Below are 26,292 nucleotides of genomic sequence, written 5' to 3'. Positions count from 1 at the left end.
GCCGAGACCGGGACGGTCCGTCGCCTCAGTCGAACCGCTCTTGAACGATTTCGAGCGCCTGCTCGCGGTCGTCCCAGTCGACGAACACCGCGACGGAGGTCGCGCTCGTGATCAGGTCGATGATGTTGATGCCGGCGTCCGCGATGGGCGAGATGATCTCCTGGATGACCCCCGACTGGTTCGGCAGCTCGCCGCCCGTGACGCGGATCACCGCGATGGGGTCGGCGACGGTGACCGAGGAGAGCGCCTCGTCGGTGACGACCGACTCGTGGAGCAGCGCCTCGGCGGTCTCGGCGACGTCGACGTCGACGTAGAAGGTGACCGAGTCCATCCCGGAGGCGACCGCGTCGATGTTGATCTCCTCGGCGCGGAGCGCGTTGGACAGCTCCGAGAGGATCCCCGGCCGGTTCCGGATCGCGCGGCCCGCGATGGTGAGGCACGCGAGCGGCTCCTCGCGCATGTCGATCAGGCTCTCGAACTCGCCCTCGATCCGGGTCCCGCCCCGGAGCAGGTCGCCGTGCTGGTAGTGGACGACCCGCACGTCCAACCCCTCGTCCTTGTACGAGAGCGCGGACGGCGCGACCACCTCCGCGCCGCGGAACGAGAGGTTCCGCAGCTCGTCGACCGTGATCTGGCCGACGTTGCGCGCGCCCTCGACCACCCGCGGGTCGCCGGTCATCACGCCCTCCACGTCGGTGACGATAACGACCTCGTCGGCGTCCATGTAGTTGCCGAGCATGACCGCGGTCGTGTCCGACCCGCCGCGGCCGAGCGTGGTGACGTTGCCGTCGTGGTCCTCGGCGAGGAACCCGGTGATGATCGGGACGACGCCGTCGAGCCGCTCGGCGATCTCTCGGGCCCGCCGCTTCGTCTCCGCGACGTCGACCTCGCCGCGCTCGTCCGTGATGACGGGCCAGTCGGGGTGGCCCGGTTCGAGGAAGACGGCCTCGACGTCCCGGACCGAGAGGGCGGCCTTCAGCATCCTGACGCTGGTGCGCTCGCCCATCGAGACGATCTCCGCCCGGTCGGCGTCGTCCGTCTCGAAGGTGATGTCGTCGAGGAGTTCGTCGGTGGTCGACCCCATCGCGCTGGCGACGACCGCGATCTCGTGACCGGCCGCGACGGCGCTCGCGACCGAGTCGGCCGCGCGCTCGATCCGGTCGCCGCTGCCGAGGCTCGTGCCGCCGAACTTCGCGATCACGCGCATGCGGATACCTCGTCGGGGGCCCGAAGCGGTCGGGAGCCGGTCGGCGGTCGGGGGCGAGCGAGCGAGTCGGAACGGGCCGAGTCGAGGCCGGAATCCCGGCCGGGTCGGCGGAAGCGATCGGTAAACATGCGACTCCGTAGCGGAGGAAGCCGGATAACAGTATCCTCTTCGACAAGGGTCGCCCGAAGCGGCACGCCGGCCGAATCGTGGGTAGTCACGGACTGAGACGGGGGACGGCCGAAACGGTCACTCGTCTTGAATGCCCCACGCGTCGGGCATCTCGATAACGTACCGGCCGTCCTCCTGAAGGGAGATGATGTACTCCTGTCTGTCGTACAGCTCCATCAGGTTCAGCTCGTACTGCCCGGGGCTGACGATGCGGATGCTCTCGAACTGGTCGTTGAGCTCGTCGCGGAGGGCGTCGATGCCGGGCTGTTCCCCCTCTGCGGGTGACGGGTCCTCGGTGTTCTCGACCTCGCGGCTCGCGCGGTCGAGTTCGTCGGGCGAGACCACCTCCGAGCGCGCGCTCGCCTGCGCGGTGTCCTCGTCGCTCCGGTCGGCGATCTGTTCGGTGCCGTCGGTCTCCGAGGAGCGGTCGGCGCTCGCGGCGGGGTCGGGCCGCGTCGCGTCCGCGGGCTCGCTGGGCGAGGGGTCGGCTGCGCGCTCGTCCGGCGTCGGGTCGGTCGCGGGCCCGTCGGAGGTGCCTTCGTCCGCCGTCGGCCCCGTCGGGTCCTCGGGGGTCGAGGGCGGCGGGTCGGCGGACGCACCGGGGGAGCCGGCGTCGTCGCCCGCGGTCGGCTCCTCGGTCGCGCCGGCGGGTTTGAACTGGAACTTGTTCCCGCCGCAGTCGGGACACCCCGAGAGCATCTCCTTGGATCCGTCGGGGAACGTCCGCCCGCAGGAAGTACACTGGTGGGGCATCTACTTGCGGGAGACGAGCGTGCTGATGAGGTTCTCGTCTTTGTGCAGCGTCTCGATCCGGTTCGCCGGGCCGATCACGGTGAGCTTCTGGGTCGACTCGCGGCCCATCAGCTTGTCGAGGAAGCTCTGGTCGCCGGCCTCGGCCTTCGGGTAGGTCTCGATCTCGATCCCGGTGAAGTCGTCGGGACTGATCTCGGTCATCGTCACCTCGATGAGCTTCGACTCCTCGTCGGGCGAGAGCCCCTCTTCGAGGATGACGATGTTGCCGTCGCGGACGCCGTCGAGGATGAGCCGGATCTTCTCCATGCTCGTGAGCCCCTCCATCCGCGCGCCGCTTATCATGTCGATCCGGACGCCGTCGCCGGAGTCGTCCGGGTCGTCGTCCGCGGCGTCGACGTTGGCTTTGGGCCCGGGCATCAGCCGAAGTACTCCGCTATCTTGGTGTACACTTCGTCCATGTTGTCGCCCTCCAGCGCGGACAGCGGGATCGTCTCGTGTTGCGGGAAGGCGTTCGCGATCTGCTGGACGTCCGCTCCCGGCAGGTCCGTCTTGTTGGCGAGGATGAGCGCGGGGAGGTCCTGCGACTCGATGATCCCGATCAGCATCGTGTTCACCTGCGTGAACGGGTCCGTCGTCGAGTCGAGCACGTAGATGACGCCGTCGACGTCCTCGCGGAGCCAGTGCATCGCCTCCGCGACGCCCTCGGTCGCCTCGCGCGACCGGCGGACGGCGTCGTCTTTCTCCATGTCGTGGTCGAGGAACTCCTTGTAGTCGACCTTCGTCGTCACCCCGGGGGTGTCGACGATGTCGATGGTGACCGTCCGCCCGTTGCGCTCGATCTCCACGCCCTCCTTCCGGCGGGCCCGGCGAGTCTCGTGGGGGATGTGGCTCTCTGGGCCGACGGCGTCACCCGTCCAGTCGCGTGCGATCCGGTTTGCGAGGGTCGTTTTACCGGCGTTCGGCGGTCCGTAGATCCCGATCCGCTTGGGCTCGTCGGCCGCGAACAGGCCGTCCGTGACCCGCGATATGCTGTCTCTGAGATTCGTGAGCAGTCCCATCTTGACCTCCAGTCCGTGTGTGGTTTTCCCGAACACCGCGTTCGTCGGTCTCGACGGCGCTCACTCCGAGCGCTCGACGCCCGTTCGGGGAATTACGGTAGAGTCCACGCCGCGGTCACTTAAGAACTGCGTCAGACACCGCCGATCCGCGGCGTCGACGCCGGACGAACCCGAAATTCCCGGATCCGGACGGCGTACTATCAGGAACCGGAAACGATCTGGGAGAACCCCACGACGCGATGGGTGAGCGGTGTCGCGTTTCGGCGCGGCGGCGTCACTCCCCGTCGGCGTCTTCGCCGCCCGCCTCGTCGCTTCCCGCCTCGTCGCTTCCCGCCTCGTCGCTTCCCGCCTCGCCGTCGCGCCCGCTCGCAGCGTCGAGGAAGACGATCGCGCCGCCGAGCAGCGCGAGGTTCTTCAGGAAGTTGATCTTGTTGCCCTGCCGCTCTTTCCCCTCCATCGTCCAGAAGTCGTGGATCGCGGGGGTCGTCCCGAGGAAGAAGACCACGAGCGCGCCCGCGGCCGCCCGCGGGAGCCGCCAGAGGACGATGCCGAGGTTGGCGACGAACAGCATCCCGGTGACGAACGGAACGAGGTGGTCGGGCATCGGGACGCCCTTCTCCTCGGCGACCGCGACGCGCTTGTCGTTGCTCTTGAACCCGTCGTACGCCATGTACGCCAGCACCCCGCCGTACAGCGAGCGCCCGAGCAGGGAGGGGGCGTCGCGGCCGGCGTCGTCGGCCGCCGACTCCGAGGCGGATTCGTCGGAGGGAGGAGATTCGTCCGCCATTCACACCACCTCGATCCGGCTGACGTTCGCGTCGACGCGGCCGACCGTCTCGTAGGTCGGGCCCTCGTCGCCGTCGCCGTCGAGGCGGCGCATGATCCGCCCCTCCACGTCGTCACGCTCGTCCGGCACGTCGAAGAGCCCGGAGCCGCAGACCACGTCGCCGTCGTGGACCGCCCACGTCTCGATGATCTCGTGGGGTTCGCCGGGGAAGGAGACGCGCTCGAAGTCGCGGCCGAAGTTCGTCGACTCGAACAGCGCGACCTCGTGGTCGTCGTTCACCCACGCCGGCGGGGCCTCCTCGCCGCCGCAGAAGATCACCCGGCCGTCGTGGACGAACACCCGGCGGATGTACGAGAAGTCGCTGCCGACGTCGAGTCGGTCCCACGACTCGCCGGCGTCGGTGGTCCGCCAGAGGCCGCCCTCGCCGACCGCGTGGCCGAGGCCGAGGTTTTCGAGGTCGTGGTCGAGGTACCCCGTCGCCGCCAGCCACACGTCCTCCGAAATCGGGAGGACCTGATGTACGTCGTCGACGATGGCGTCGCGGTGGTCGGTCCACGTCCGCCCGCCGTCGCGGCTGACGTGGATCCCGCCGGCCTCGACGCCCGCGATCAGGGTCTCGGGGCGGCCGGGGACCGCCTCCAGCGCGCGGAGGCGCGCGTAGTGGGGGTCGATCGGCGACTCCCAGTGGCCCCGCGAGGGCAGTTCGCGGAACCCCTTCTGTTCGGTCCACGTCTCCCCGCCGTCGACCGAACGGAACACGTACGGGTCGTTCGTGCCGGCGTACAGCGCGCCGTCCGCGGTCGCGAGGATCGACCACACCTCGCTCTGGCCGGCGTGCCAGAAGCGGTCGCCGAGCGGGACGTCGAGGTCGGTCCACGTCTCCCCGCCGTCGAGCGAGCGGTACGCGCCCTCGGAGGACGCGACGAACACGCCCTCGGTGTGGTCCCACGACTTCACGGCGGTGACGACCCCGCAGTCGAGGACGGGGTCGAGGTCGTCGCGCTCGAAGGGGACGTCGTCGGTCCGGTACAGCCCGAAGTCTGTCCCGATCAACAGTGTCATATCCGTGTGTCAGTCGGGCGCATAATAAAGTTTTACCAACCTGTAAAACGCTAAGTGGCCGGGCCACGACGGGGCGTTCATGACCGCGCCCCATGCCACGGTCCGTCCGACCGACGCCGCGCACCTCGACGAATCGGACCCCGAACTCCCGACGGAGCTGTTGAACGTCCCGTGGATCGACCCGCACAACCACGCGCACACGCTCTCGTGGGAGGACCGGGAGCGCTACGCGCTCGCCGGCTGCCGGTCGATGGTGATGGTGTCGTCGGGGTACCACTGGACCCCGTACAAGCCCGTCGAGGCGAGCGACATCCGCTTCCTCTGGGACGACGCGGTCAACCGCCGGCGCGCCATCGAGCGCAACCACTTCTTCGAGGCGAAGCTGAGCCTCGGGGTCCACACCGGCGTCCGAATCGAGGACCCGGACGAGCTGCTGGCCGCGATGGACGACTACTGCGCGCTCGACGAGGTCGTCGCCGTCGGCGAGACGGGCGTCACCCCGAGCCAGCACGTCGAGCGCTGGGACGTCGACGAGCAGCAGGCGGTCGTGCAGGCGCAGATGGAACTCGCCGCCGACCACGACCTCCCCGTCCTCCTCCACACGCCGAACACCACCCCCGAGGCGAAGCGCGAGTACCGCGACGACCTCGGCGTGACTCCGGGGTACGAGAAGAACGCCGGGCTCGGAACGGATCCGGTCCTCGACGGCGAGAACCCGGCGCTCGAAGCCGTGAAACGCGACGTCGAGGCCGCCGCGGACGCCGGACTCGCCGAGGAGCGAGTCGTCGCGTCGCACGCGGACGCGAACAACACCGAGTACCTGATGACCGAGACGGACTGCTACCTGAGCTACACCATCGGCCATTCGTGGCTCGTGGGGGTCGACGCCGCCGACGTGGCGAACGCCATCGACGAGTACGGCCCCGAGCGGATCATGATCGACACCGACACCGCGAACGTGCTGCGCACGGACCCGTACGCGGTCAAGCGGGCGATCTTCGAGCTGTACCGGTACGGGATCGACGTCGACGACATCCGGACCGTCGTGTACGAGAACCCGCGCGACGTGTTCGGACTGGCCGAATAGCGTATTTAAATAAATCGCGGTGGCGCGTGCCTGTGAGCGGTCGCCGTCGGCGACCGCGAACAGCACCGCGCGAGGGAGTCGGTCGCCGGAGCGAAGCGGAGGCGACCGACGAGGCTGGGGAGGCGTGAGGTGCGGTTGCTGTGCGGGTGGGGTGGGGCTCGAAGGGGCAGTCGCGAGGATATCGTAGGCGACGCAAGCACCACAGCGAAGGAGCGGTAGCGACTGAGCGAGGAGCGCAGCGAGCGTACGGCGTCCTCGCGACTGGGGCTTCGGAACTGTTCGTGTCGAGTCGGTCTCCGAGGGACCGCACCGAAGTACCGGACAGCGAGCCGATTACTCAGTAACGAACTCGTTCGTCAGTTCGCCGACGCCCTCGACGCCGATAGTAACTGAATCGCCGTCGCCGAGCAGCACCGGGGGCTCGCGGTAGACGCCGACGCCGGGCGGCGTGCCGGTAAAGACGAGGTCGCCCGGGTTCAGCGTGAACGCCTGACTACAGAACGAGATCAGGTCGTCGACGCCGAAGATCAGGTTCTCGGTCGAGGACTCCTGAAGCCGCTCGCCGTTTATCTCGGCGAAGATGTCCAGGTCGTGGGGGTCGCCCACCTCGTCGGTCGTGACGAGGTCGGGACCGGTCGGGGCGAACGTGTCGAGGCTCTTCCCGCGGACCCACTGGCCGTCGCCGTGCTGGAGGTCGCGCGCTGAGACGTCGTTGCCGACGGTGAAGCCGGCGACGTGCTCCATGGCCTCGTCGGGGTCGACGCGGCGGGTCTCCTCGCCGATGACGGCGACGAGTTCGGCCTCGTAGTCGACCTTCTCGGTGTAGTCGGGGTCCCAGCGCACCGCGTCCTCGGGACCGACGACCGACGTGGGGAACTTCGAGAAGAGGACCGGCTCGTCGGGGATCGGGTTGTCACCCTCTCGCCGGCGTGGTCGCGGTAGTTCAGTCCGACGCAGACGACCTTCTGCGGGTCGTCGACGGGGGCGGCGCGGTCGAGGTCGGCGGGGTCGCGGAGGCCGACGCCGGTCTCCTCGGCGTACTCGACCGCGAGGTCGGCCTTGCGCCGCCACTCCCAGTCGGCCAGCAGGTCGGAGGCCTTCGGGCCGACCTCGACGCCGGCGGCCGCGCCGGCGGTCGAGAGGTCGATCACGCCGGCGTCGGTCGCGACGCCGGCCCAGGGCGATTCGTCGCTCGTGGTTCGGTATTGTCCGATTCGCATGTGGAGTAGGTGTAGTAGTGTAGTAGAGTCGGTTCCGCGGGCGTTACACGTCGATGCCGGCTTCCTCGACCAGCCGCTCGCCGGAGGCGACGAACCGGTCGAACTCCTCGCGGACCTTCGGGTTCGTCAGTTCGCCGTCGCGCTTGACGACCTCGCCGTCGACGAGGACGGTGTCGATGTGCGAGGGGTCGGACTGGAACACGACGGTCTCGACCGGCGAGTGCGACGGGGCAGTCATGAAGTCGGTCGCGTCGAACAAGACGAGGTCGGCGCGCTTGCCGGGCGTGATCGTCCCGATCTCGTCGTCAAGCTGGAGCGCCTTCGCGCCCTCGATGGTGGCCATTTCGAGGGTGTCGCGCGCGGAGATGGAGACCTCGGTGACCTCCTCGTCGCCCTCCAGGACCGCCTGGTTGTCGAACATGCGCTGGAGCTGCATGCCGATCCGCATCTGGCTCCCCATGTCGCCGCTGATGTTCGAGCAGACGTCGACGCCCCACGCGGGCCGGCCGCCCGCCTCTAACACCTTGCCGGTGACGGGGATGCCGTGTCCCATCTGCATCTCGACTTCCGGCGTCGACGAGAAGGAGACCCCCTGCTCGACGGCGTGGTCGATATCCTCCTGCGAGAAGTGGTTGCCGTGCGCGACGTTCACGTCGGGACCGAGTTCGTCTTCGAGGCAGCCGAAGCCCTGGTAGTCGCCGCCGTACTCCGAGGACGGCCACAGCGCGGCACCCATGTGGATCGTCGAGAGCGCGCCCAAGTCGCGCGCGAGTTCTAAGTCGCCGAGGGCGGTGTCGTCGGTACAGAAGTCGGGGCCGCGCAGGCCGAGCGCCAGACTGAGCAGGTCGTCGTCGCGGATCTGCTCCTCGTGGAGCTGGCGGATGTTCTCCTCGGGGAGTCCTACGTCGCTCTCGTACCACCACTTCGCCGAGTCGTCGCCGGGCGGGCCGTAGGTGTACACCGCGCGCAGCCCGGCGTCCTTCAGCGCGTCGATGGCGCGTTCGCCGTGTTCGAGCGTGTTCGGGTACGACCAGTCGAGCGCCGTCGTCGTCCCCGTGTGGAGCTTCTCGAAGGCACCGAAGAGGCCGCCGAGGTACATGTCCTCGGGCCGGTACAGCCCGGTGATGTTGCCGAGCATGTGGTCGAAGTACTCGTTCATCAGCGACCAGTCCCCGGCGATTCCCCGTACCTGCGTCTGGGCGAGGTGGATGTGCGAGTCGACGAAGCCGGGCACGACGATGTGGCCGCTGGCGTCGATCTCCTCGGCGTTCGACGCGGAGAGTCCGGTCCCCACCTCGACGATTTCCCCGTCCTCGATCAGGACGTCGGCCTCGTCGAGCGTCCCCACGTCCGGGTCAAGCGAGACCACGGTCCCGTTTCGCACGATCGTTTGTGTCATGTTCGATAATAGGGTTTGACCAAGGGGTTAAAAGTTTACCGGGCGGTAAAGTGCGGAATCGGGATCGAGGGGCGAGCGTATTATGTACCTCACACGTAGAGTGTCAGTATGAGCGAATCACAGGGCGGATCGGCGGGCGAGTCCGTCGAGTCCCCGGCCGACGACGCCGACCCCACCGATGGCGGCTCCGGCGAGGACTCCGGGGCCGCCGGCGAGACGGTGTCCTCCAAGGACACGAAGGAGGTGATCATGGAGGCGACGTTCCGCGCGCTGAGTAAACACGGGTACAAGGACCTCCGGATGCGCGACATCGGCGAGGAGATGGACCTCACCCGGCAGGTGATCCACTACCACTTCGACGGGAAGTACGACCTCATGTCCTCGTTCCTCGAACACATCATCGACCAGTACGAGGGCAGCGTGGTCGTCGACGGCGACGCGGACCCCCGGACCGAGCTCCGCGCCCGCGTCGACCAGTGCCTGTTCGGGCCGGAGTTCGATGAGTTCAGCCACTGGGACCGCATGAAGGTGTACCACGAGCTGTACACGCAGGCGCAAAACGACGGCGAGCACCGCGATATCTTCAACGAACACTACGAGCGCATCCGCGGCAGCATCGTCGAGGTCGTCGAGGAGGGCATCGAGGAGGGCGTCTTCCGCGACGTCGACGCCGAGCGGATGGGCCAGCTGGTGACCGACGTCATCCACGCCGCCCGCGGGCGGCGGATCTCGCTCGGCCACGAGGACGCGCCCGAGGAGGCGCGGAAGGCGATAGACGAGTTCATTCTGGAGTCGCTCGAACGGACGGAGTAGCCGTTCCGGTCCGTTTTCCTCTCCGACGCTCCGGTCCGTTTCTCTCGATCCGGGATTCCGCTCAGTCGTCGTCGACCGCGACGAGCCGCGGGTCCCGTCGGTCGCGGCTCTCGCGGAGACGGTGGGAGCCTTCGAACCGCACGGTGTCTCCGGGAGCGAGGTCGCCGTCGGCCGCCTGCGCGGTCACCTGAACCCCGTCGAACCGCACCAGCGCGAGGTGGTTCGGCGCTCGGACGTCGGGCGGCGTGGTCTCGACTGTCGTCGTCGCGACGACGGTCCCGGTTTCGAGTCGAACCGTCGCGGCGTCCGCCGACGAGCGGCCGCAGTCCGGGCAGCGGCGTCGGTCGTAGTACCACCGCGTCCCGCAGTCGTCGCAGACGAACGCGCGGTCTGCGGGGAGGTCGCGCTCTCGGGAGCGGACCGGTGCCGCCGAGGGGTCGTCGTTCGAGTCCGTCACGCGCGCAACACCGTACAGACGCTGTTGTTTCCGAATCCGGCGACGTTGATCGCGAACCCCGTTTCCGCGCCCGCGACGCGGCGGCTTTCGGGGAGGTCGCCGCGCAGTTGCCACGCGAGTTCGACGATCTGCGAGAGCCCGGTCGCGCCGAGCGGGTGCCCGCGCGCCTTGAGCCCGCCGCCGGGGTTGACCGGGAGGTCGCCGTCGAGCGCGGTCTCGCCGTCGAGGGTCGCCTCCCACGCGGTCCCGGTCTCGTAGAAGCCCAGCTCCTCGAGCTCGATCAGTTCGAGGACCGTGAACGCGTCGTGGATACAGGCGACGTCGACGTCGTCGGGACCGATTCCGGCGCGGTCGAAGACGCGCTCGCCGGCGGTGCTGACGGAGTCGATGGCGAGCGGGTCGGGGCGCTCCGCGACGGCGTGGGTCCCGGTCGCGCTCGCGATGCCGGCGACGCGGGGGTCCGACCGCGAGGCGCTGTCGGAGCGCGTCAGGACGACCGCGGCGGCCCCGTCCGACATCGGACAGCAGTCGTACAGCCGGAGCGGCGCGGCGACCACCGGCGAGTCGAGCGCGTCCCCGACGTCGATCGGTTTGCGGAACTGCGCGACCGGATTGTCGACCGCGTTGGCGTGGTTCTTCGCCGCGACCGCGGCCAGCGCCTCGCGGGGCGCGTCGTGGCGGTCGAGGTACGCGCCGGCCGCGAGGCCGCCGAGGGAGGGGAGCGTGATCCCCTGCGCGTACTCCCGACGGTGGACGAGTCGGCTGATCGCCTCGGTGACGTCGCGCGTGTCGCCCGCGGACATCCGCTCGGCACCGACGACGAGAACGGTGTCGGTGTCGCCGTGCTTGACGCCGCCGCTCTCGACGTCGCCGCTCTCGACGTCGCCGCTCTCGGCGTCCCCGCTCTCGGCCCCGCTTTCGAGGGTCTCGACGCCGCGGTGGAACGCGCTCGCGCCGGTTGCGCTCGTGTTCTCGATCCGGTCCGCGGACGCGCCGTCGAGGCCGAGCGCCGCCGCGAGTGCGTTCGCGAGGCCCGCGCTCTCGTCGAGCGCCTCGGCGAGGGCGTTGCCGAAGTGGAGCGCGTCGACCTCGGAGGGGTCGACGCCGGCGTCCGCGAGCGCGCGTTCGGCGGCCGTGGCGGCCAGATCGGTGAGCGAGCCGCGGGAGTCGCTCTCGAACGGAGTCATGCCCACGCCGCTGACGCGGACGTCAGTCGTCATTCCCGTCCGGGTCGTCGGCAGGGTCGGTGGCGTCGGCGGCGTCACTGTCGTCCGCTGCGTCACCGTTGTCCGCGGCGTCACCGTTGTCCGCGGCGTCACCGTCGTCCGCGGCGTCGCCGAACACGCCGAGTTCCGCGAGGCGGTCGATCTCCTCCTCGGAGTAGCCGCGGTCGCGGAACACCTCGCGGTTGTGTTCGCCCAGCAGCGGCGGGGGGAGTTCGAAGCCGCTCTCGGCGTTGCGGAACTTGAGCGGGTGTTCGATGACGGGGACCTCGCCGAGTTCGGGGTGGTCGATCTCGGTGACGGTCCCGCGGGCGTTGATCTGCGGGTTGTCGAGCGCCTCCTCGACGCTGTAGACGGGACCCGCCGGGACGCCGGCGTCCTCGGCGATGACCTCGATCCACTCGTCGGTCGTCTTGTCGGCGAGCGTGGCCTCGATCTCGGCCTCCAGTTCGTCGAGGTGCTCGACGCGGTCGGCGTTCATCTCGAAGCGGTCGTCCTCCGGGAGGTCCGGTCGGTCGAGCGCCTCGCAGAGCTCCCCCCAGAGCTTCTCGTTGAGGATACAGATGTTGATGAACCCGTCCTTCGTCTCGAACGTCTGGTACGGGGCGAGAACGGGGTCCTTCGTTCCCATCCGCTTCGTCTCCTCGCCCGCGAACACCATCCCCGCCTGCTTGGTGAGCCACGGTAAGGTGGCTTCGAGCATGCCGAGGTCGATGTACTCGCCCTCGCCGGTCTGCTCTCTGCGGTAGAGCGCCGTGGTCGCGCCGAAGGCGGCCCACATCGCGGTGATGAGGTCCGTCATCGGAAGCCCGACCTTGACGGGCTGGCGGTCCGCCTCGCCGGTGACGCTCATGATCCCGCTCATCCCCTGGATGAGGAGGTCGTACCCGGACCGCTCGCGCCACGGGCCGGTCTGCCCGAACGCGGAGATGGCGAGATAGATCAGGTCCTCGTTGTGGTCGGTGAGCGTGTCGTAGTCGACGTCGAGGCGCTCGGCGGTCCCCGGGCGGAAGTTCTGGATGAAGATGTCGGCCTCCTCGACCAGCTCGTACAGCGCCTCCTTTGCGTCGTCGTTCTTCAGGTCGAGTTCGAGGCTCTTCTTCCCGTAGCTCAGCGACCAGTAGTACGGCGACTCGCCCTTGATGAACGGCGGACCCGAGTGGCGGACCGCGTCGCCGTAGCCGGGCTGTTCGATCTTGACGACCTCCGCTCCCTGGTTCGCCAGCATCGCCGAGCAGAAGCCGCCGGTGACGAACGTCGAGAGGTCGAGGACGGTGACGCCCTCGAGGATCTTCCCCCCGCTCGCGGGACCGCCGGCGGACCCGCCCGTGGAATCGCCGGTACCGGGGCCGTCGGTGTTCGTCGGTCCGGAGCCGTCGGTGTTCGTCGGTCCGGAGCCGCTTGGGTCGGTCACCGAATCACCTCGGCTGACGTGCGCGTTCGTCTCATTGGTGTCCGTACCGTTTGTTTACCACGTGGTAAAACTATCGGCGTCGACCATGATATACCGAGTCGCCGTCGGGTCGCCAGTCCGTGACTGTACCACCGGTTCGTGACCGTACCATCGGTTCGTGGTACCATCGGTCTGTGGCTACACCACCCGTTCGTGGCTACACCGTCGGTTCCTGTGGACGGATATCACGGTTGAGCCGTGAGTGGATCCCCTCCCCCACCCCTTCGTTTCGGGTGGAGATCCGGTCAGGGTGTGGGTGGTCGGTCGTCTCCGGACGGCGGTCGTTGTACTAACAGTATATATCAAAGCAAAATTGAATAAAACAACTACAACGATACTAATATAATACCAGAGGGATTGTCGAGGGTACTGTTTGTAGGTTTTTGTATTAAAACCACCGATATATTAACCCCGGCTAACCCCTCTCCCCACCTTTCTCCCGTTCCACCCGAAACGAAGGGGTGTGGGGGTCCCGATCAGTAGTGTCACTGAAAAGAAATGACGTGAGATCAAAGAGTCCGCTTCCGAGACACGAGTCGTCGACGAGATCCGGCTGGCCGACGACGCCTCAGCGTCGAGCCACGGCGCGAGCTCTCCGATACGGGGTCCATGGACTCGACCGGAACTCGACCTGAACCGGGTAACCGACCGCGTCCGGCCGCGACGCGTTCTCGTTCCACGGGAAGCCGTCCCCGGTTCCCCTCGCCCCGTCCTTCCGTTTCACAGTCGAATTCGACTCTTCCGTCTGCGGCCCCGAGCGTCCGCCGTTCGGCACGAAACACTCCCGACGCGACGCGAGATCGCTCGCGAAAGGGCCGTTTCAACTCCGGAGAGCAACACTTTTGTACCATCTCTTCGTCTGCTTCGAGTGTATCAACTGGACGTGGTCAGTCGGTAGTTCGACCACATATCCGCATATTCGGCTGGAGACGGCGTGAAACGCGACTTCCCCGACCGTCTCCACCTGAAACGGAGGGGTTCACATGGACGAAGGCGATCACACACCGCGGGCTGACGACGACGACATTGATCCGGCCGACGGGACCGACCCGGACGACCAGACAGAGCCGGGCCATAGCAGCGAGTCCGGTCCGAACGCTCTCGACTCCGGCGGCTCCGGAGGAGATACCTCCGACCTCGACGGTCCGTCTGGGTCCGACAACAACTCCGGCGGGGACCTCGATTTCGACTCCGACGAGAACCCCGCCCTCGACGACAGTTCCGACCTCGACGTCGACGTGGGGTCGGACTCGGAGGTAACGGACCCCGACACCGAGACGACCACTCGATCGAGGCTCCCGACCGACGGCGCACCGGAATCGACGACCGGACCCGAAACGGCGACCGGATCCGAAACCGCAGCCGGATCGGAGACGGCGACCGGATCCGAAACCGCAGCCGGATCGGAGACGGCGACCGGATCCGAAACCGCAGCCGGATCGGAGACGGCGACCGGATCCGAAACCGCAGCCGGATCGGAGACGGCGACCGGATCCGAAACCGCAGCCGGATCGGAGACGGCGACCGGATCCGAAACCGCAGCCGGATCGGAGACGGCGACCGGATCCGAAACCGCAGCCGGATCGGAGACGGCGGGGATCGACAACGGCGGGCGCGACCGCTCGTCCCCCGACGTCGACCTCGACGGCGTCGTCCTCGACGACGACGAAAATCAGGGACTCTTCGACGACCTCCTCTCCGGCGAACCGATCTTCGAGAACAAGGAGGTCCTCCGCCCCTCGTACACCCCGCACGAGCTCCCGCACCGGAACGACCAGATCAACCGGATGGCGACGATTCTGGTCTCCGCGCTCCGCGGCGAGACCCCGTCGAACATCCTCATCTACGGAAAGACGGGAACCGGGAAGACGGCGTCGGCAAAGTTCGTCTCGCAGGAACTCGAGTCCACCTCCCAGAAGTACGACGTCCCCTGCGAGGTCGAGTACATCAACTGCGAGGTGACGGACACCCAGTACCGGGTGCTCGCTCAGCTCGCGAACACGTTCATCGAGGAGAATCAGGCGGTCATCGCCGACGAACTCGACCGCCTCGAAGGGCTCCGAGACGACGCGACGGACGGCGACGGCCGGCCGACCGGCGACGCGACCGCCGTCCTCGCGGGCACCGGACTCGACTCGGTCGAGGCGCTCGACGCCCGCATCGAGGAACTCGAAGCCGACGCCGAGGAGATGGAGGAGGTCCCGATGACGGGATGGCCCACCGACCGCGTCTACTCGACGTTCTTCGAGGCGGTGGACTACCACGAGCGCGTGGTCGTGATCATGCTCGACGAGATCGACAAGCTCGTCGAGAAGAGCGGCGACGACACCCTCTATAACCTCTCGCGGATGAACTCCGAGCTCGACCGCTCGCGCATCTCGATCATGGGGATCTCGAACGACCTGAAGTTCACCGACTTCCTCGATCCCCGCGTCAAGTCGAGCCTCGGCGAGGAGGAGATCGTCTTCCCGCCGTACGACGCCAACCAGCTCAGAGACATCCTCCAGCACCGGGCCGACACCGCGTTCAAACCCGACGCGCTCACCGACGACGTGATCCCGCTCTGCGCGGCGTTCGCCGCACAGGAGCACGGGGACGCCCGCCGTGCGCTCGATCTCCTCCGCACGGCGGGCGAGCTCGCGGAGCGGTCGCAGGCGGAGATCGTCGCGGAGAAACACGTTCGACAGGCGCAGGACAAGATCGAACTCGACCGGGTCGTCGAGGTCGTCCGCACCCTCCCGACCCAGAGCAAGATCGTCTTGTTCGCCGTCATCCTCCTCGAGAAGAACGGCGTCCACAACATCAACACCGGCGAGGTGTTCAACATCTACAAGCGGCTCTGCGAGGAGATCGACGCCGACGTCCTGACCCAGCGGCGCGTCACCGACCTCATCAGCGAACTCGACATGCTCGGGATCGTCAACGCCGTCGTCGTCTCGAAGGGCCGATACGGCCGGACGAAGGAGATGGGCCTCTCGGTCCCCGTCGAGGAGACCGAGGCGGTCCTCCTCTCCGACTCCCGGCTCGGCGACATCGAGAACGCGCAGCCGTTCGTTCAGGCGCGGTTCGACAACTGACGCCGTCGGGTCCCGCGAACCGGGTCGCGTTCGTCCAGTCGAAACGAAGCCATCGAAGAGAAGGTCAAGAAGGTCTGGCCGCGAGATCCGACACCCCGAGGCCCGTCTGCGCCGCTCGCGACGCCTCCGACGCCGGAAGTCCGACTCCCACCGTCTGCGCTATCGCCTCGTTCAACTCCACCTGTCCCGTCGCGATCAGGCGGATGTATCCGAGATACGGGACGCGGAGGCGAGCCACCCCGTCTACCCAGTCGGCCCTGACGGGCGGCGAGAGCCCGCTGGCCTGATCGTAAGCCCCGTTGTTGTCCCCGAGCGTGACGTACCCGTCGTGTGGTGCCGGACAGTTCGCGAGCGACTCGCAGTCGACGGCGTTGTGGTACTCCGCGTCGGCGCGGTCGTACCAGTTCTCGCCCTCGGTGACGTGGAACATGGCCCGGTGGATGATCGGCGACCCGGTCCGCCCCGGCGGGGTGTATATCACCACCGACCCGTAGGACCCGAACGTCCGGTAGTCGACCGACTCCCCCGTCTCGTGGGTGACGACGCCGACGTCGTTGTCCGCGGCGTCCGGCGCGAGCCGACCGGGTTCGGTGACGAACACGAGGTCGCCGACCTCCATGTTCGGCTCCATGCTCCCCGACTCGACGGCGACCATCGGCGGCCAGATGCCGCTGACCCCGAACAGCAGCAGGCCGACCAGCAGGACCACCGCCACGCTGGAAAGCATCTCCCGGATCCACATCAGCGCGCCGTCGCGGTCGTGACGGAACCGGTACAAAAGCGACTCCTCCCCGCCCCCCGCCGCCCGCTCGGACCGCTCGGAGGGGTATCCTGACTCGGGAGAATAATCGGTCTCTGAGGGGTCTCCGGCCTCCCCGGCGGACGCGCCGGCGTCGACCGCTCCCTCGGTGTTGACCGCTCCCTCGGTGTTGACCGCTCCCTCGGCGTCGACGGATTCACCATCGGTTTCGGTTCCGTCCGCGCCGGCGACGGGCCCGCCCCCGAACTCCGCGTCGCTCCGCTCTCGACCCGAAACACCGGGATCGGTGTCGGAGTCGTCCCCCGCTGCGGGACCGGATCCGCTCTCATCATCGGCGGCCTCGCCGTCCGATTCGTCGGGTGCTCCTCCCTTCGATTCGCCTAACGCTTCTCTTCCCGATTCGTCGGTCGTTTCGCCGCTCGATCCGCCGAGCTCCTTTTCGGCTCCGTCCTCCGTTCGCTCGTCTCGACCGGCCGACCCGTCGGCGTCCGTCGACCGATCCCCTTCGTCCATTACGACGGCGTTGGCGGCTTTCGTTCATAAGCTTCTGGGTGGGAACGCGGCTCCGACCCCGATTTTTCGAGGCTCGCGCCCCTCCCCCGACCGGACCCGACGCCTCCGGAACGGTTTTGCCCGCGACCCTCCTTTCGGGTAGCGTGCCGCTGGAGTCGAACGCGCGGATCGCGAAAGCCCTCGCCGAGCGCGGCTACAACGCGGAGCGGGAGGCGATCACCCTCCTCGCGGGCGCGGCCGACCCCGCCGCCGCCGTCGCGGCCGCGGTCGATCACGCCCCGGACGAGGCCCTCCGGATCACCGCCGACCACGTCCACGAGGCCACCGCCGAAACCGAGAGATCCGCGGCCTCATCCGATGCGAACGGACAATCTCCAGTTGAAACGGAGGGGTCTGCGACCGGGGGAGCCGGGGGGACCGACGCGGGGTCCGCGGCCGCGACGACCGACGGGGTGGCCGTCACGGACGACCCGCGTTCCGACGCTTCGACAACCGAGACCACGACCGCCGACGCCGCGGCTGCCGACACCTCTACCCCCGACGGCTCGGCTGCCGACACCTCTACCGCCGACGCCTCGCCCCCCGACCGCTCCCGCGACCCCGACCTGCGCGACCTCGAAGTCGGCAACGACATGACCGGTCGCAGCACGGGAACCGGCGAGTACGGCGACTTCGTCACGACGTTCCGCGACCGTTACGAGCGCCTCTCGAAGATCCTCCGCGGCCGCGTCAACCACCGCCCCGCCGAGGCGATCGCGGACATGCCCGGCGGCAGCGACGCCGCCATGATCGGCTTAGTCAACGACGTGCGCTCCACGAAGTCCGGCCACTGGCTCGTCGAACTGGAGGACACCACCGGGACCTTCCCCGCCCTCGTGATGAAGGACAAGGGCCTCGCCGACGTCGTCGACGAGATCCTGATGGACGAGTGCGTCGCGGTCGAGGGGACCCTCGCCGACGACTCCGGTATCCTCTTCGCCGACTCGCTCCACTTCCCCGACGTTCCCCGGACTCACAATCCGGGCGGGGCCGACCGCCACGTTCAGGCCGCGCTCATCTCCGACGTCCACGTCGGCAGCGACGAGTTCATGGCCGACGCGTGGCACGAGTTCACCGACTGGCTCCACACGTCCGAGGCCGACCCGGTCGAGTACCTGTTGCTCGCGGGCGACATGGTCGAGGGCGTCGGCGTCTACCCGGATCAGGACGAGGAACTGGAGATCGTCGACATCTACGAGCAGTACGAGGTGTTCGCGGAACACCTCAAGGAGGTCCCCGCGGACACCGAGATCGTGATGATCCCGGGCAACCACGACGCGGTCCGGCTCGCGGAGCCCCAGCCCGGGTTCAACGACGAGATCCGGGAGATTATGGACGTTCACGACGCCCGGATCGTCTCGAACCCGGCGACGGTCTCGGTCGAGGGCGTCGAGGTGCTGATGTACCACGGCGTCTCGCTCGACGAGGTGATCGCGGAGCTGCCCGAGGAGAAGGCGAGCTACGACGAGCCGCACAAGGCGATGTACCAGCTCCTCAAAAAGCGCCACGTCGCGCCGCAGTTCGGCGGCCACACCCGCGTCGCGCCCGAGGAGCGCGACTACCTCGTCATGGAGGACGTGCCCGACGTGTTCCACACCGGCCACGTCCACAAGCTCGGCTGGGGGAAGTACCACAACGTCCTCGCGGTCAACTCCGGCTGCTGGCAGGCCCAGACCGACTTCCAGAAGTCCGTCAACATCGACCCCGACGCCGGCTACGCCCCCATCCTCGACCTCGACACGCTCGACATGACGGTCCGGAAATTCTCGTAGGCCGGGGTCGCTCGCCGCCGCCCGGCGCGCCGCTACTCCCCGATCTCCACCCGCCCGCTCGTCGCGTCGTTGAGCCGCTCGCGGAGCGCGTCGACCTCCTCGACCGGCACCCGGAGGTCGAACCGGACCCGCCGCCCGTAGTCGGCCTCGAACCCGACGCCGCTCGACTCGATCACCCCCCGGACCGTCCCCGAGTCGTCGTACTCGGTCTCGACGACGAGGCTGCGGTGCGGGCGCTCCTCTATCACGCCGGCCGCGTCGACGCCGTCCTTCACGGCGCGCGAGTAGGCGCGCGCGAGCCCCCCGACGCCGAGGTTCGTCCCCCCGTAGTACCGGGTCACGACCGCGGCGACGTTCCGGATCTCGCGCTGCTGGAGGACGTTCAGCGCCGGCTTCCCGGCCGAACCGGTCGGCTCGCCGTCGTCCGACGAGTACTCCCTGAGCATCGGGTCGGACGCCGGCGCGCGCTCGGACGGCTCGCCCGCCGGGACGCGGTACGCGGGCACGTTGTGCGTCGCGTCGGCGTACTCGTCCCGGACCGCCTCGACGAACGCCTCTGCCGCCTCGACCGTGTCGACGGGCGCGACGTGGCCGAGGAACTCCGAACCCTGGACCTCGAACCGCGCGGTCGCGCGCCCGGCCACCGTTCGGTACGCGTCGGTCACGCCGTCCCCTCCTCGCGCGCCTCGGCCGCCTCGTCCTCGTTGTCGTCCGACCCGTCGGCCCCGCGGCGCTCGACGACGACGCTCGTCGGCGGCGCGAGACGAAACAGCGCGAGGAACGCCGCGATCCCGACCAGCTCGACGACGGCGGCGACGATCGCGAGGGGATCGGCCGAGAGCGCCGCGGCCGCGTCCGCGCCGTGCCACGCGAGGAACCCGCCGAGGAACGTCCCGAGCGTCCCCGCGCCGAGCGCGTACAGCCGCCGGTACTCGCCGGCCCGCAGCGTCGCGACGCCGACCGCCACGGCGAGCGCGCTCCCGGCGACGAAGAGGTAGGGGCGCGCGTCCGGCGGCGAGCCGAGCCGCGGCCACGCCCACAGCAGGTGGACCGCGGCGGCGACGACGGCGGTCTGGACCGCGATCCCGCGCAGGACGCGCTTTCTCAAGGTGTTCCGTCCCTCGGCCGCCCCCACTCCCGGTTCGTCACTCATTTTTACTCCTCCTCGTCGCTCGCTCGCTTATTCCCACGGATGGCTCCCGCGGGCGTCGGGCCACAGGGGGTACCAGTAGGACTCGTCGTCCTCCAAGCCGAGCTCCCCGTCGAGGATTGACTGGAGCTTGAACTCGATCCGCTGGTTCCGGTCGTTCGTCCCGCTGGGCGCGAACGGGTAGTACGCGCCGCGCCGGAACGAGTAGATCCAGTAGGCCGCCCCGTCGTCGTTCTCGAACCCGAACACGGCCGCGAGCAGCCGCGAGCCGAACCCCTCCTCGATGAACTGGTCGGCCGCGAAGTGGACGCTCGTCACGAGGTCCTCGGGGTCGTCGTCCTCCAGGACGAACCACTGGTAGCCGTGGTCGTCCTCGTGGCGGTGGAACCCCGTGCCGGTCTCGATCTCGCCGGCCTCCAGGATGGCCTCGACGGTCTCGACGGCGTCGTCGAAGCGCGTGCTGTCGACCCCGGAGAAGCACAGCGCGGCCTCCCCGCAGTGGTCGTAGCCGAGGTCGGCCTCCATCGTCATGTAGGCGGTCGACATCCCGAAGAGGTCCTCGGGGTCCGCCTCGCGGGTCGCGTCGGTCTCGGCGCTCGTCCCGAGGACGGCCCGGATCGTGTCGAAGATGCCCATCTGGTCGGGCCTACGTGCGGCGGGCTTTAGGGCGTTTCCGTCGGCCTCTCCGGTCTCGGCTCCGTACGGTCTCCGCTCACTCCCCGTCGTCGACGTGATCGAGGTAAGTCAACACGCCCCGAACGTTCAGGCTCATGTTCGCCCGGGCCCGCTCGGGGTTCCAGTAGTCGATGTCGCGGCTCGCCGCCTCGAAGTGCTCGACCACCGCCTCGTCGTCGTCGAGTTCGGCGCGCTTCCGCCGGACCCGTTCGACCCACTCGACGTACGCCCGCTTCGCCTCGCCGATCAGGTCGGCGTCGCACTCCCGCGGCCCGAAGTGGCCGAAACAGAGGGTCTCGGGGCCGAGGTCCTCGATCAGCCGGATATCGTCGAGGCACTGTTCGAGGTCGAACTGCGGCGGCGGCGACGTGGGGGTGACGGCGTCGACCTCGGGGACGTAGATCCCGGCGGCGTCGGCGGCGAACACGACCTCGGCGTCGGGGTCGTGGTAGACGGCGTGGTGGGGGGCGTGGCCGGGGGCGTCGCGGACGACGAGCTCGCGGTCGCCGAGATCGATCCGGTCGCCCTCGCTCACTCCCCCGATCCGGTCGTCGGGAACCGGCTTCGGCTCCGCGTAGTGCGCCCACTGCTCCTCGACCGCCGACTTGGTGCCGGCGACGAGCGCTCCGGGGTCGACGAGGTGCCGGACCCCCTTCTCTGGCACCCGGACCTCGGCGTTCGGGTACCGCTCCGCGAGGTAGCCCGCCCCGCCCGCGTGGTCGAGGTGGGCGTGGGTCGGGAGGATCCACGCCAACTCCTCGCGACCGATCCCGATCTCATCGATCGTCTCGAAGAGGGCCTCCCGGTTCGCCCCCGTCCCGGTGTCGATCACGATCGGTCGCTCCACGTCGTACACGTACACCGCGCCGTACTCGTCGGTCTCGAACATGCCGGTGTCGTGGACGTACAGGTCGTTGACGCCCCGAACCGGTTCGAACTCGCCAGCGCGCATACCGGACGAGGAACCCGGGGCCACTTCTAGCGATCGGTCCGGTGGGGATCTCGCGGCGTCTCGCGTCGCCCCCGCGGGACCGGGCTTATGGTCGCGCCGCCCGATAAGTCGGTATGCGAGTGCTCGTCACCGGCGCGACCGGCTTCGTCGGGAGCCGGCTCGTCCCGACGCTCCTCGACCGCGGCCACGACGTGGTCGCGCTCGTCCGCGACGCCGACGGCTACGCAGCGCCCGACGGCGTCGCCGTCGTCGAGGGCGACCTGCTGGAACCGGACACGCTGCCGCCCGCGTTCGAACTCGACGGGGAGCCGGTCGACGCCGCGTACTACCTCGTCCACTCGATGGACGGCGGCCCGGGCTACGAGGAGCGCGACCGCAACTGCGCGACCAACTTCGCCGAGGCGGCGTCGGCCGCGGGGGTCGACCGGATCGTCTACCTCGGCGGGCTCGGCGAAGACCGCGACGAACTCTCCGAACACCTCCGGTCGCGCCGGGAGGTGGAGCAGATTCTGGGGGACGGCGACCCGGCGCTCACGACGCTCCGGGCCGCGATCATCATCGGCGGCGGCAGCGCCAGCTTCGAGGTGGTCGCCGGGCTGGCGCGGCGGCTCCCGGTGATGGTCACCCCGAAGTGGGTCGACACGCTGTGCCAGCCGATCGCGATCGCCGACGTAGTCGCGTACCTCGCGGGCGTCATCGACGTCCCCGAGACCGCGGGCGAGACGTTCGAGATCGGCGGTCCGGAGGTGTTGACCTACGCCGAGATCCTCCGCCGCACGAGACGCCAGCTCGGCGGCGGGCTCCGGATCGTCAGGGTGCCCGTGCTGAGCCCGGAGCTGTCGGCCCGCTGGCTCAGGCTCGTCACCGACGTGAACCCCTACCTCGCCCGGTCGCTGGTGGAGGGGCTCCGCAACACCGTGATCGTCGAGGACGACCGCATTCGCGAGCTCGTGCCGATCGAGTTGACCCCCTTCGAACTCGGCGTCGCGCGGGCGCTGACCGAGTCGCGGAACGCGGAGGCGTCGCGGCTGAGCGCGCTCCCCGGGGTCTCGCCGTGAGCCGCGACTACGGCGAGACGTGGGTGTACGAGAGCCTCGTCGGCGGGATCCCGGGACTCGGGATCTCGCGGACGCTGGCGGTCGCGCTCCAGTTCGTGATCTTCGAGGCGGGCGTGCTGGGGCTCGGCTGGTACTACGGGACGTGGGACGCCGTGGCCGCCGGCACGGTCGCCGTCGTCGTCGCGGCGGTCGGCAGCGTCGAGATGCACCGGCTGGGCGCGAAGAACCGACTGCTCGGGACGCCGCCCGAACACAAGCGGCTGCTGTTCGGGTCGAGCATCGAGATCGTGCTGGGCGTGCTGGCGTTCATCGCGCTGGTGACGTACCTGTTCGCGTGGGGCGGGACCCCGGGACCGACGCTCATCGACCGGCTCTTCGGGTCGGACCCGCCGCTCCCCGTGGTCTACCTCACCCTGCTCGTCCTCTGGGACCTCACCTACCGGATCGGCACCTCGTGGTGGAGCGCCGTCGTCGCGCTGTGGCGCGCGGTCCACGTCGACCTCTCGCCCGAGGAGCGGGCGACGGTCCGACGGCTCGACGCCGAGAACATCGGCTTCTCGGTCGTCCAACTCGCCCTGGTCCCGTTCCTGCTCACCGAGCCCGTGCTGCTCGGCGCGGTCGTCGGCCACGTCATCGCGGTCGCGGTCGTCTGTTCCGCGGCGATCTGGCTGACCTGACACCGACCGGCCCGCCGGGATCCAACTCGTCGCGGCCGCCGCTCGTCGCTCGCGAGCGTTGCCACTGGGGCGTTCGAGAACGGAGTCAGAAGGCGCGGCGTCGCCGCGGCCGCGTCACTCGCCCTGAAGCTCTTCGAACTTGTCGAGGAGTGCCTCCGTGGAGTCGCCCGAGTCGTAGGTCAGGGAGCCGGAGTACTCGGGGCGCTCCGCGTCGAAGTCCGCGTCGACTTCGCTGGTCTTCTTCTCGCGACGCTCGTGTTCGGCCTCGTCATAGGCACCCATTGACATGGTACGACCACACTTAGCTTGTTCCTGTAATATATCTGTCGGCAAAGGTATCATAAACCGTGAACGTTCGGTCTCGGTCACCGGAATCGATTAACCTCGCGGCGTGATACCAAACGTCCGTGGCACAACCCCTCCGATTCAGACGCTCCCCCGGTCGGTGGACCGCGGACCGGGTCCGGTCTCAGATCGAGCGCCCCCTCGACGAGAACCTCGGAGCGACGGCCGGCGACCCGTGGTTCGCGCCGCCGCCCGACCACGAGGCGCGCCGGTTCGACATGGACGACGGGTCGTTCGCGCTGTTCTGCTGGACCGACGACGACGCGGATCCCCCGGCCGGTGCCGACGGCGGCCCCGCCGGCTACTGGCTGGGCAACACCGAGACGCCGAGCGAGCTCTGGCGGACGGAGAAGTACGGGTTCGACGAGGCCCCCTATCCGGTCTCGCGGTGGGCACAGCGGGAGCTGCTCGCCGGGCTCCACGACGACGAGCCGTGGCTGGCCGACTACCCGCACGTCTCGTGGTACTTCCTCCCGGTGTTCTGCTCGAAGGACGGCGCGGAGACGAGCCGGGCGTTCTTCCGCGACCACGCGGCCGGGTTCCCGGACGCGACTCGCGAGGCCGGCACGGGGTTCGTCGAGGAGACGCTCCGCCCGGGCGTCCTCGACGACTACCGCGAGACGATGGCCGGGAAGCTCGGCACGTCGGCCTCCCCGGACCTCGTCCGGATGAGCGCCGCCATCGCCGAGTTCACCGCGGCCCGGATCCTCACCGAGGCGGGCTACGGCGTGACCCCCGAAATCGAGGTGACGACGGGCCACTCCATCGACTTCCGCGCGACGGAGCCCGACACGGGGACCGGCCATCTCGTCGAGGTGACCCGCCCGCAGCCGACGGCGGGGCGCTCGGCGAACGACCCCGTCGCCGCCGTCCGCGACACCGTCGAGACGAAGACCAGCGGACAGCTCGCGGCCCACGCCGGCGGCGTCACCTTGTTCGTCGACTGCTCGTCGTTCCCGGCCGAGGAGTGGGCGGCGGTGCGCGCGGCCGAGCCCGCGGTCCGTCACAAGCCCGCGGTCGTGTACCGCGCCGACCCCGGCGGGTCGATAGCGGGGTACAGGAAGGGGTCGGTCCCGCTCGATCTCACCGGCGTCGTCGACCCGGTGTCGTAGCCGCACCGCTCTCCGGGAACGGAGACGCTCCTCGCGGAACAGGGACGCTCCTCGCGGATCGGTGTTCTTCCGCTACTGAGCCTCGGAAAAATTCGTCGCGGTCGGTCGGTTCGCCGCGTCAGAACGAGACCGGCGAGGGCCCGTCCTCCGCGTCGGTGGTCGGGTCGCGGTCCGAGTAGAACCGGCGACCGACCCCCCGGTGACAGACGCCGGCTCGGAGGGTGGTGAACACGTCCTCTGCGTCCTCGAACGTCTGATCGCCGAACCGCTCCAAGACGTCGCCGAGCCGCTCGGACCCGTTCGCGAGCTCTACGGTCGCGTTTCCGTGAGCCGCGATGATCTCCTCAGAGGTGGTCGGGTACTGGTGCCGTTCGAGTCGGTCGTCGACGCCGTTCAAGCGCATCAACAGATGAAAGTCGCCGATGGTTCTTAATGATTGTCCATGTACGACCTTAGTCGGAGGGGATACCTTATACACCCTTATACCCGTCCGATTCCGGCCCCGTCCCGAACCGCCGTCGCTTAGTGACGGGCCCAGCTAATCGCGTTCATGACCGCTGATTCCGGCGATTCTACTCGATCCGTCGACTCCGCCGACGCCGGCGATACCGCCGACGCCGCGGAGTCCGTCGTCGCAGACCTCCACGCGCACACGACCGTCTCCGACGGGACGCTCACTCTCGACGAGGTGCCGGCGGCCGCCCGCGAGGCCGGCGTCGACTGGGTGGCGGTCACCGACCACGACCGGATCCACCCGCGCCTCGACGCCCCCGTCGTCGAGCGCGACGGCGTCCGGATCGTGCGCGGGATCGAACTCCGCGTCGACGCCGGCTTCGAACGCCTCGACCTGCTCGGCTACGGGGTCGAACACACGGACGCGCTCGACGCGGAGATCGACCGCCTCCAGCGCGACCGCCGGGAGCGCGGGGCCGCGATCCTCGATCGGGCGGAAGAGCGACTCGGTGTCGACCTCGACCTCGAACCCCGCGCCGGGCTCGGACGGCCGCACATCGCCCGGGCGATCGACGAGTCCGACGCGCCCTACGACTACGCCGGGGCGTTCGACGAGCTGATCGGTGACGACGGGCCGTGTTACGTCGCGCGCGAGGTGACGCCGCTCGACGAGGGGCTCGACCTCCTCGCGGACGCGTGCGCGCTCGTCGGGCTGGCGCACCCGTTCCGGTACGAGCGCGTCGACGAGGCGCTCTCGGTCGCCCGCGAGTCGGCCGGGATTGACGCCGTCGAGCGCTTCTACCCCTACGGCCGCGCGGTCGACGACGCCCGGATCGACCGTCTCGCCGCCGATGCCGACCTGCTCAGGACCGGCGGCACCGACGCGCACGAACGGACCCTCGGCGTGGCCGGGCTGACGGAATCGGCGTTCGAGCCGGTCCGCGAGCGCCTCCCGGAACCGGTCCCGGCCGAGGGGGACGCCGCCGCCGCGCCGCCCGACGAACAGGATTAAGCCCGCGCCG

The 26,292-nt window shown here is 69.0% G+C and carries 25 protein-coding genes and 1 pseudogene; 8 read left to right on the top strand and 18 right to left on the bottom strand.

Annotation, left to right across the window (positions count from 1 at the left end; genetic code table 11):
- Positions 1–25: 25 nt before the first annotated feature.
- The 6 genes from NAF06_RS05710 to NAF06_RS05685 all read right to left on the bottom strand — a co-directional run bounded on the left by NAF06_RS05710 (position 26) and on the right by NAF06_RS05685 (position 5,035).
- Complete coding sequence (locus tag NAF06_RS05710) at positions 26–1,207, bottom strand: aspartate kinase (RefSeq protein WP_008585468.1); 1,182 nt, start codon at positions 1,205–1,207, stop codon at positions 26–28.
- Between the two features lie 246 nt (positions 1,208–1,453).
- Positions 1,454–2,128, bottom strand: a complete 675-nt coding sequence (locus tag NAF06_RS05705; protein ID WP_049908834.1) for an OapC/ArvC family zinc-ribbon domain-containing protein — start codon at positions 2,126–2,128, stop codon at positions 1,454–1,456.
- Positions 2,129–2,545: a DUF2073 domain-containing protein gene (locus NAF06_RS05700; protein WP_006629167.1), complete on the bottom strand. Its 417-nt coding sequence runs from the start codon at positions 2,543–2,545 to the stop codon at positions 2,129–2,131. It lies immediately after the preceding gene.
- The gene (locus NAF06_RS05695; protein ID WP_006629168.1) at positions 2,545–3,186 is read right to left on the bottom strand and encodes an Era-like GTP-binding protein; all 642 of its coding nucleotides are present in this window, start codon (positions 3,184–3,186) and stop codon (positions 2,545–2,547) included. The genes NAF06_RS05700 and NAF06_RS05695 overlap by 1 nt, the downstream gene beginning before the upstream one ends.
- Positions 3,187–3,460: 274 nt before the next feature.
- A complete protein-coding gene (locus tag NAF06_RS05690; protein ID WP_008585474.1) occupies positions 3,461–3,973 on the bottom strand; it encodes a DoxX family protein in 513 nt (170 codons plus the stop codon).
- A complete protein-coding gene (locus NAF06_RS05685; RefSeq protein ID WP_008585476.1) occupies positions 3,974–5,035 on the bottom strand; it encodes a WD40/YVTN/BNR-like repeat-containing protein in 1,062 nt (353 codons plus the stop codon).
- Positions 5,036–5,114: 79 nt separating this feature from the next.
- On the opposite strand from NAF06_RS05685, the gene NAF06_RS05680 reads away from it, so the two are divergent.
- Positions 5,115–6,122 (top strand): TatD family hydrolase, encoded by a 1,008-nt coding sequence (locus NAF06_RS05680; RefSeq protein WP_008585478.1) that lies wholly within the window; start codon positions 5,115–5,117, stop codon positions 6,120–6,122.
- 333 nt (positions 6,123–6,455) lie between these two features.
- Here NAF06_RS05680 and NAF06_RS15530 read toward each other — a convergent pair.
- Together NAF06_RS15530 and NAF06_RS05665 are read right to left on the bottom strand one after the other, a co-directional pair.
- Positions 6,456–7,342, bottom strand: a pseudogene (locus NAF06_RS15530) (fumarylacetoacetate hydrolase family protein).
- 43 nt (positions 7,343–7,385) lie between these two features.
- Positions 7,386–8,741, bottom strand: a complete 1,356-nt coding sequence (locus NAF06_RS05665) for an amidohydrolase family protein (RefSeq protein ID WP_008585483.1) — start codon at positions 8,739–8,741, stop codon at positions 7,386–7,388.
- A gap of 108 nt (positions 8,742–8,849) precedes the next feature.
- On the opposite strand from NAF06_RS05665, the gene NAF06_RS05660 reads away from it, so the two are divergent.
- Complete coding sequence (locus NAF06_RS05660; protein WP_008585485.1) at positions 8,850–9,554, top strand: TetR/AcrR family transcriptional regulator; 705 nt, start codon at positions 8,850–8,852, stop codon at positions 9,552–9,554.
- Between the two features lie 61 nt (positions 9,555–9,615).
- On the opposite strand, the gene NAF06_RS05655 is transcribed toward NAF06_RS05660, so the two are convergent.
- The 3 genes from NAF06_RS05655 to NAF06_RS05645 are packed head-to-tail and all read right to left on the bottom strand — an operon-like array spanning position 9,616 to position 12,648.
- Positions 9,616–10,011: a PhlB family protein gene (locus NAF06_RS05655; protein WP_008585486.1), complete on the bottom strand. Its 396-nt coding sequence runs from the start codon at positions 10,009–10,011 to the stop codon at positions 9,616–9,618.
- Positions 10,008–11,231 carry a thiolase C-terminal domain-containing protein gene (locus NAF06_RS05650; RefSeq protein WP_008585488.1) on the bottom strand — a complete coding sequence of 408 codons (1,224 nt, stop codon included), beginning with the start codon at positions 11,229–11,231 and terminating at the stop codon, positions 10,008–10,010. Before NAF06_RS05650 ends, NAF06_RS05655 begins: the two co-directional genes overlap by 4 nt.
- Entirely contained in the window at positions 11,221–12,648 is a 1,428-nt protein-coding gene (locus NAF06_RS05645; protein WP_008585490.1) for a CaiB/BaiF CoA transferase family protein, read from the bottom strand. The genes NAF06_RS05650 and NAF06_RS05645 overlap by 11 nt, the downstream gene beginning before the upstream one ends.
- 1,637 nt (positions 12,649–14,285) lie before the next feature.
- On the opposite strand from NAF06_RS05645, the gene NAF06_RS05640 reads away from it, so the two are divergent.
- A complete protein-coding gene (locus NAF06_RS05640) occupies positions 14,286–15,764 on the top strand; it encodes an AAA family ATPase (protein WP_080507162.1) in 1,479 nt (492 codons plus the stop codon).
- Positions 15,765–15,828: 64 nt separating this feature from the next.
- On the opposite strand, the gene NAF06_RS05635 is transcribed toward NAF06_RS05640, so the two are convergent.
- Positions 15,829–17,037, bottom strand: a complete 1,209-nt coding sequence (locus NAF06_RS05635; RefSeq protein WP_251106193.1) for a S26 family signal peptidase — start codon at positions 17,035–17,037, stop codon at positions 15,829–15,831.
- 143 nt (positions 17,038–17,180) lie between these two features.
- Between NAF06_RS05635 and NAF06_RS05630 the strand changes: the two genes are divergently transcribed.
- Positions 17,181–18,848: a DNA-directed DNA polymerase II small subunit gene (locus tag NAF06_RS05630; RefSeq protein WP_008585508.1), complete on the top strand. Its 1,668-nt coding sequence runs from the start codon at positions 17,181–17,183 to the stop codon at positions 18,846–18,848.
- Positions 18,849–18,880: 32 nt separating this feature from the next.
- Here NAF06_RS05630 and NAF06_RS05625 read toward each other — a convergent pair whose 3' ends face one another.
- From NAF06_RS05625 to NAF06_RS05610, 4 genes are all read right to left on the bottom strand, one after another.
- A complete protein-coding gene (locus NAF06_RS05625) occupies positions 18,881–19,513 on the bottom strand; it encodes an IMPACT family protein (protein ID WP_008585510.1) in 633 nt (210 codons plus the stop codon).
- Complete coding sequence (locus tag NAF06_RS05620; protein WP_008585512.1) at positions 19,510–20,001, bottom strand: hypothetical protein; 492 nt, start codon at positions 19,999–20,001, stop codon at positions 19,510–19,512. The genes NAF06_RS05625 and NAF06_RS05620 overlap by 4 nt, the downstream gene beginning before the upstream one ends.
- Before the next feature lie 27 nt (positions 20,002–20,028).
- Positions 20,029–20,634, bottom strand: coding sequence for a PspA-associated protein PspAB (gene pspAB / locus NAF06_RS05615; protein WP_008585514.1), 606 nt, complete (start codon positions 20,632–20,634; stop codon positions 20,029–20,031).
- Positions 20,635–20,710: 76 nt separating this feature from the next.
- Positions 20,711–21,625 carry an MBL fold metallo-hydrolase gene (locus NAF06_RS05610; protein WP_008585516.1) on the bottom strand — a complete coding sequence of 305 codons (915 nt, stop codon included), beginning with the start codon at positions 21,623–21,625 and terminating at the stop codon, positions 20,711–20,713.
- A gap of 113 nt (positions 21,626–21,738) precedes the next feature.
- Between NAF06_RS05610 and NAF06_RS05605 the strand changes: the two genes are divergently transcribed.
- Together NAF06_RS05605 and NAF06_RS05600 are read left to right on the top strand one after the other, a co-directional pair.
- Positions 21,739–22,683, top strand: a complete 945-nt coding sequence (locus tag NAF06_RS05605; RefSeq protein ID WP_008585517.1) for an NAD(P)H-binding protein — start codon at positions 21,739–21,741, stop codon at positions 22,681–22,683.
- Positions 22,680–23,360: a DUF7530 family protein gene (locus NAF06_RS05600; RefSeq protein WP_008585520.1), complete on the top strand. Its 681-nt coding sequence runs from the start codon at positions 22,680–22,682 to the stop codon at positions 23,358–23,360. The genes NAF06_RS05605 and NAF06_RS05600 overlap by 4 nt, the downstream gene beginning before the upstream one ends.
- A 114-nt stretch (positions 23,361–23,474) precedes the next feature.
- On the opposite strand, the gene NAF06_RS05595 is transcribed toward NAF06_RS05600, so the two are convergent.
- Positions 23,475–23,642: a DUF5786 family protein gene (locus NAF06_RS05595; RefSeq protein WP_006629189.1), complete on the bottom strand. Its 168-nt coding sequence runs from the start codon at positions 23,640–23,642 to the stop codon at positions 23,475–23,477.
- Between the two features lie 125 nt (positions 23,643–23,767).
- Between NAF06_RS05595 and NAF06_RS05590 the strand changes: the two genes are divergently transcribed.
- Entirely contained in the window at positions 23,768–24,817 is a 1,050-nt protein-coding gene (locus tag NAF06_RS05590; protein WP_008585522.1) for a DUF5784 family protein, read from the top strand.
- Positions 24,818–24,935: 118 nt separating this feature from the next.
- On the opposite strand, the gene NAF06_RS05585 is transcribed toward NAF06_RS05590, so the two are convergent.
- On the bottom strand, positions 24,936–25,220 hold the full coding sequence (locus tag NAF06_RS05585; RefSeq protein WP_008585525.1) for a DUF5789 family protein: 285 nt from the start codon (positions 25,218–25,220) through the stop codon (positions 24,936–24,938).
- Positions 25,221–25,367: 147 nt separating this feature from the next.
- Here NAF06_RS05585 and NAF06_RS05580 point away from each other — a divergent pair, with 147 nt between their 5' ends.
- Positions 25,368–26,282 carry a PHP domain-containing protein gene (locus tag NAF06_RS05580; protein ID WP_008585527.1) on the top strand — a complete coding sequence of 305 codons (915 nt, stop codon included), beginning with the start codon at positions 25,368–25,370 and terminating at the stop codon, positions 26,280–26,282.
- Positions 26,283–26,292 lie beyond the last annotated feature (10 nt).

Origin of the sequence: Halorubrum hochsteinianum, from assembly GCF_023702125.1 — an archaeon.
In the GTDB taxonomy this organism is placed as follows: Archaea; Halobacteriota; Halobacteria; order Halobacteriales; family Haloferacaceae; genus Halorubrum; species Halorubrum hochsteinianum.
This window is presented reverse-complemented; position numbering and strand designations above follow the sequence as displayed.

Bases quoted from the DNA above. Each gene is read 5' to 3' on its own strand.
- NAF06_RS05710 (WP_008585468.1), bottom strand. From the start codon at position 1,207: ATGCGCGTGATCGCGAAGTTCGGCGGCACGAGCCTCGGCAGCGGCGAC.
- NAF06_RS05705 (WP_049908834.1), bottom strand. From the start codon at position 2,128: ATGCCCCACCAGTGTACTTCCTGCGGGCGGACGTTCCCCGACGGATCC.
- NAF06_RS05700 (WP_006629167.1), bottom strand. From the start codon at position 2,545: ATGCCCGGGCCCAAAGCCAACGTCGACGCCGCGGACGACGACCCGGAC.
- NAF06_RS05695 (WP_006629168.1), bottom strand. From the start codon at position 3,186: ATGGGACTGCTCACGAATCTCAGAGACAGCATATCGCGGGTCACGGAC.
- NAF06_RS05690 (WP_008585474.1), bottom strand. From the start codon at position 3,973: ATGGCGGACGAATCTCCTCCCTCCGACGAATCCGCCTCGGAGTCGGCG.
- NAF06_RS05685 (WP_008585476.1), bottom strand. From the start codon at position 5,035: ATGACACTGTTGATCGGGACAGACTTCGGGCTGTACCGGACCGACGAC.
- NAF06_RS05680 (WP_008585478.1), top strand. From the start codon at position 5,115: ATGACCGCGCCCCATGCCACGGTCCGTCCGACCGACGCCGCGCACCTC.
- NAF06_RS05665 (WP_008585483.1), bottom strand. From the start codon at position 8,741: ATGACACAAACGATCGTGCGAAACGGGACCGTGGTCTCGCTTGACCCG.
- NAF06_RS05660 (WP_008585485.1), top strand. From the start codon at position 8,850: ATGAGCGAATCACAGGGCGGATCGGCGGGCGAGTCCGTCGAGTCCCCG.
- NAF06_RS05650 (WP_008585488.1), bottom strand. From the start codon at position 11,231: ATGACGACTGACGTCCGCGTCAGCGGCGTGGGCATGACTCCGTTCGAG.
- NAF06_RS05635 (WP_251106193.1), bottom strand. From the start codon at position 17,037: ATGGACGAAGGGGATCGGTCGACGGACGCCGACGGGTCGGCCGGTCGA.
- NAF06_RS05620 (WP_008585512.1), bottom strand. From the start codon at position 20,001: ATGAGTGACGAACCGGGAGTGGGGGCGGCCGAGGGACGGAACACCTTG.
- pspAB (WP_008585514.1), bottom strand. From the start codon at position 20,634: ATGGGCATCTTCGACACGATCCGGGCCGTCCTCGGGACGAGCGCCGAG.
- NAF06_RS05610 (WP_008585516.1), bottom strand. From the start codon at position 21,625: ATGCGCGCTGGCGAGTTCGAACCGGTTCGGGGCGTCAACGACCTGTAC.
- NAF06_RS05605 (WP_008585517.1), top strand. From the start codon at position 21,739: ATGCGAGTGCTCGTCACCGGCGCGACCGGCTTCGTCGGGAGCCGGCTC.
- NAF06_RS05595 (WP_006629189.1), bottom strand. From the start codon at position 23,642: ATGGGTGCCTATGACGAGGCCGAACACGAGCGTCGCGAGAAGAAGACC.
- NAF06_RS05585 (WP_008585525.1), bottom strand. From the start codon at position 25,220: ATGCGCTTGAACGGCGTCGACGACCGACTCGAACGGCACCAGTACCCG.
- NAF06_RS05580 (WP_008585527.1), top strand. From the start codon at position 25,368: ATGACCGCTGATTCCGGCGATTCTACTCGATCCGTCGACTCCGCCGAC.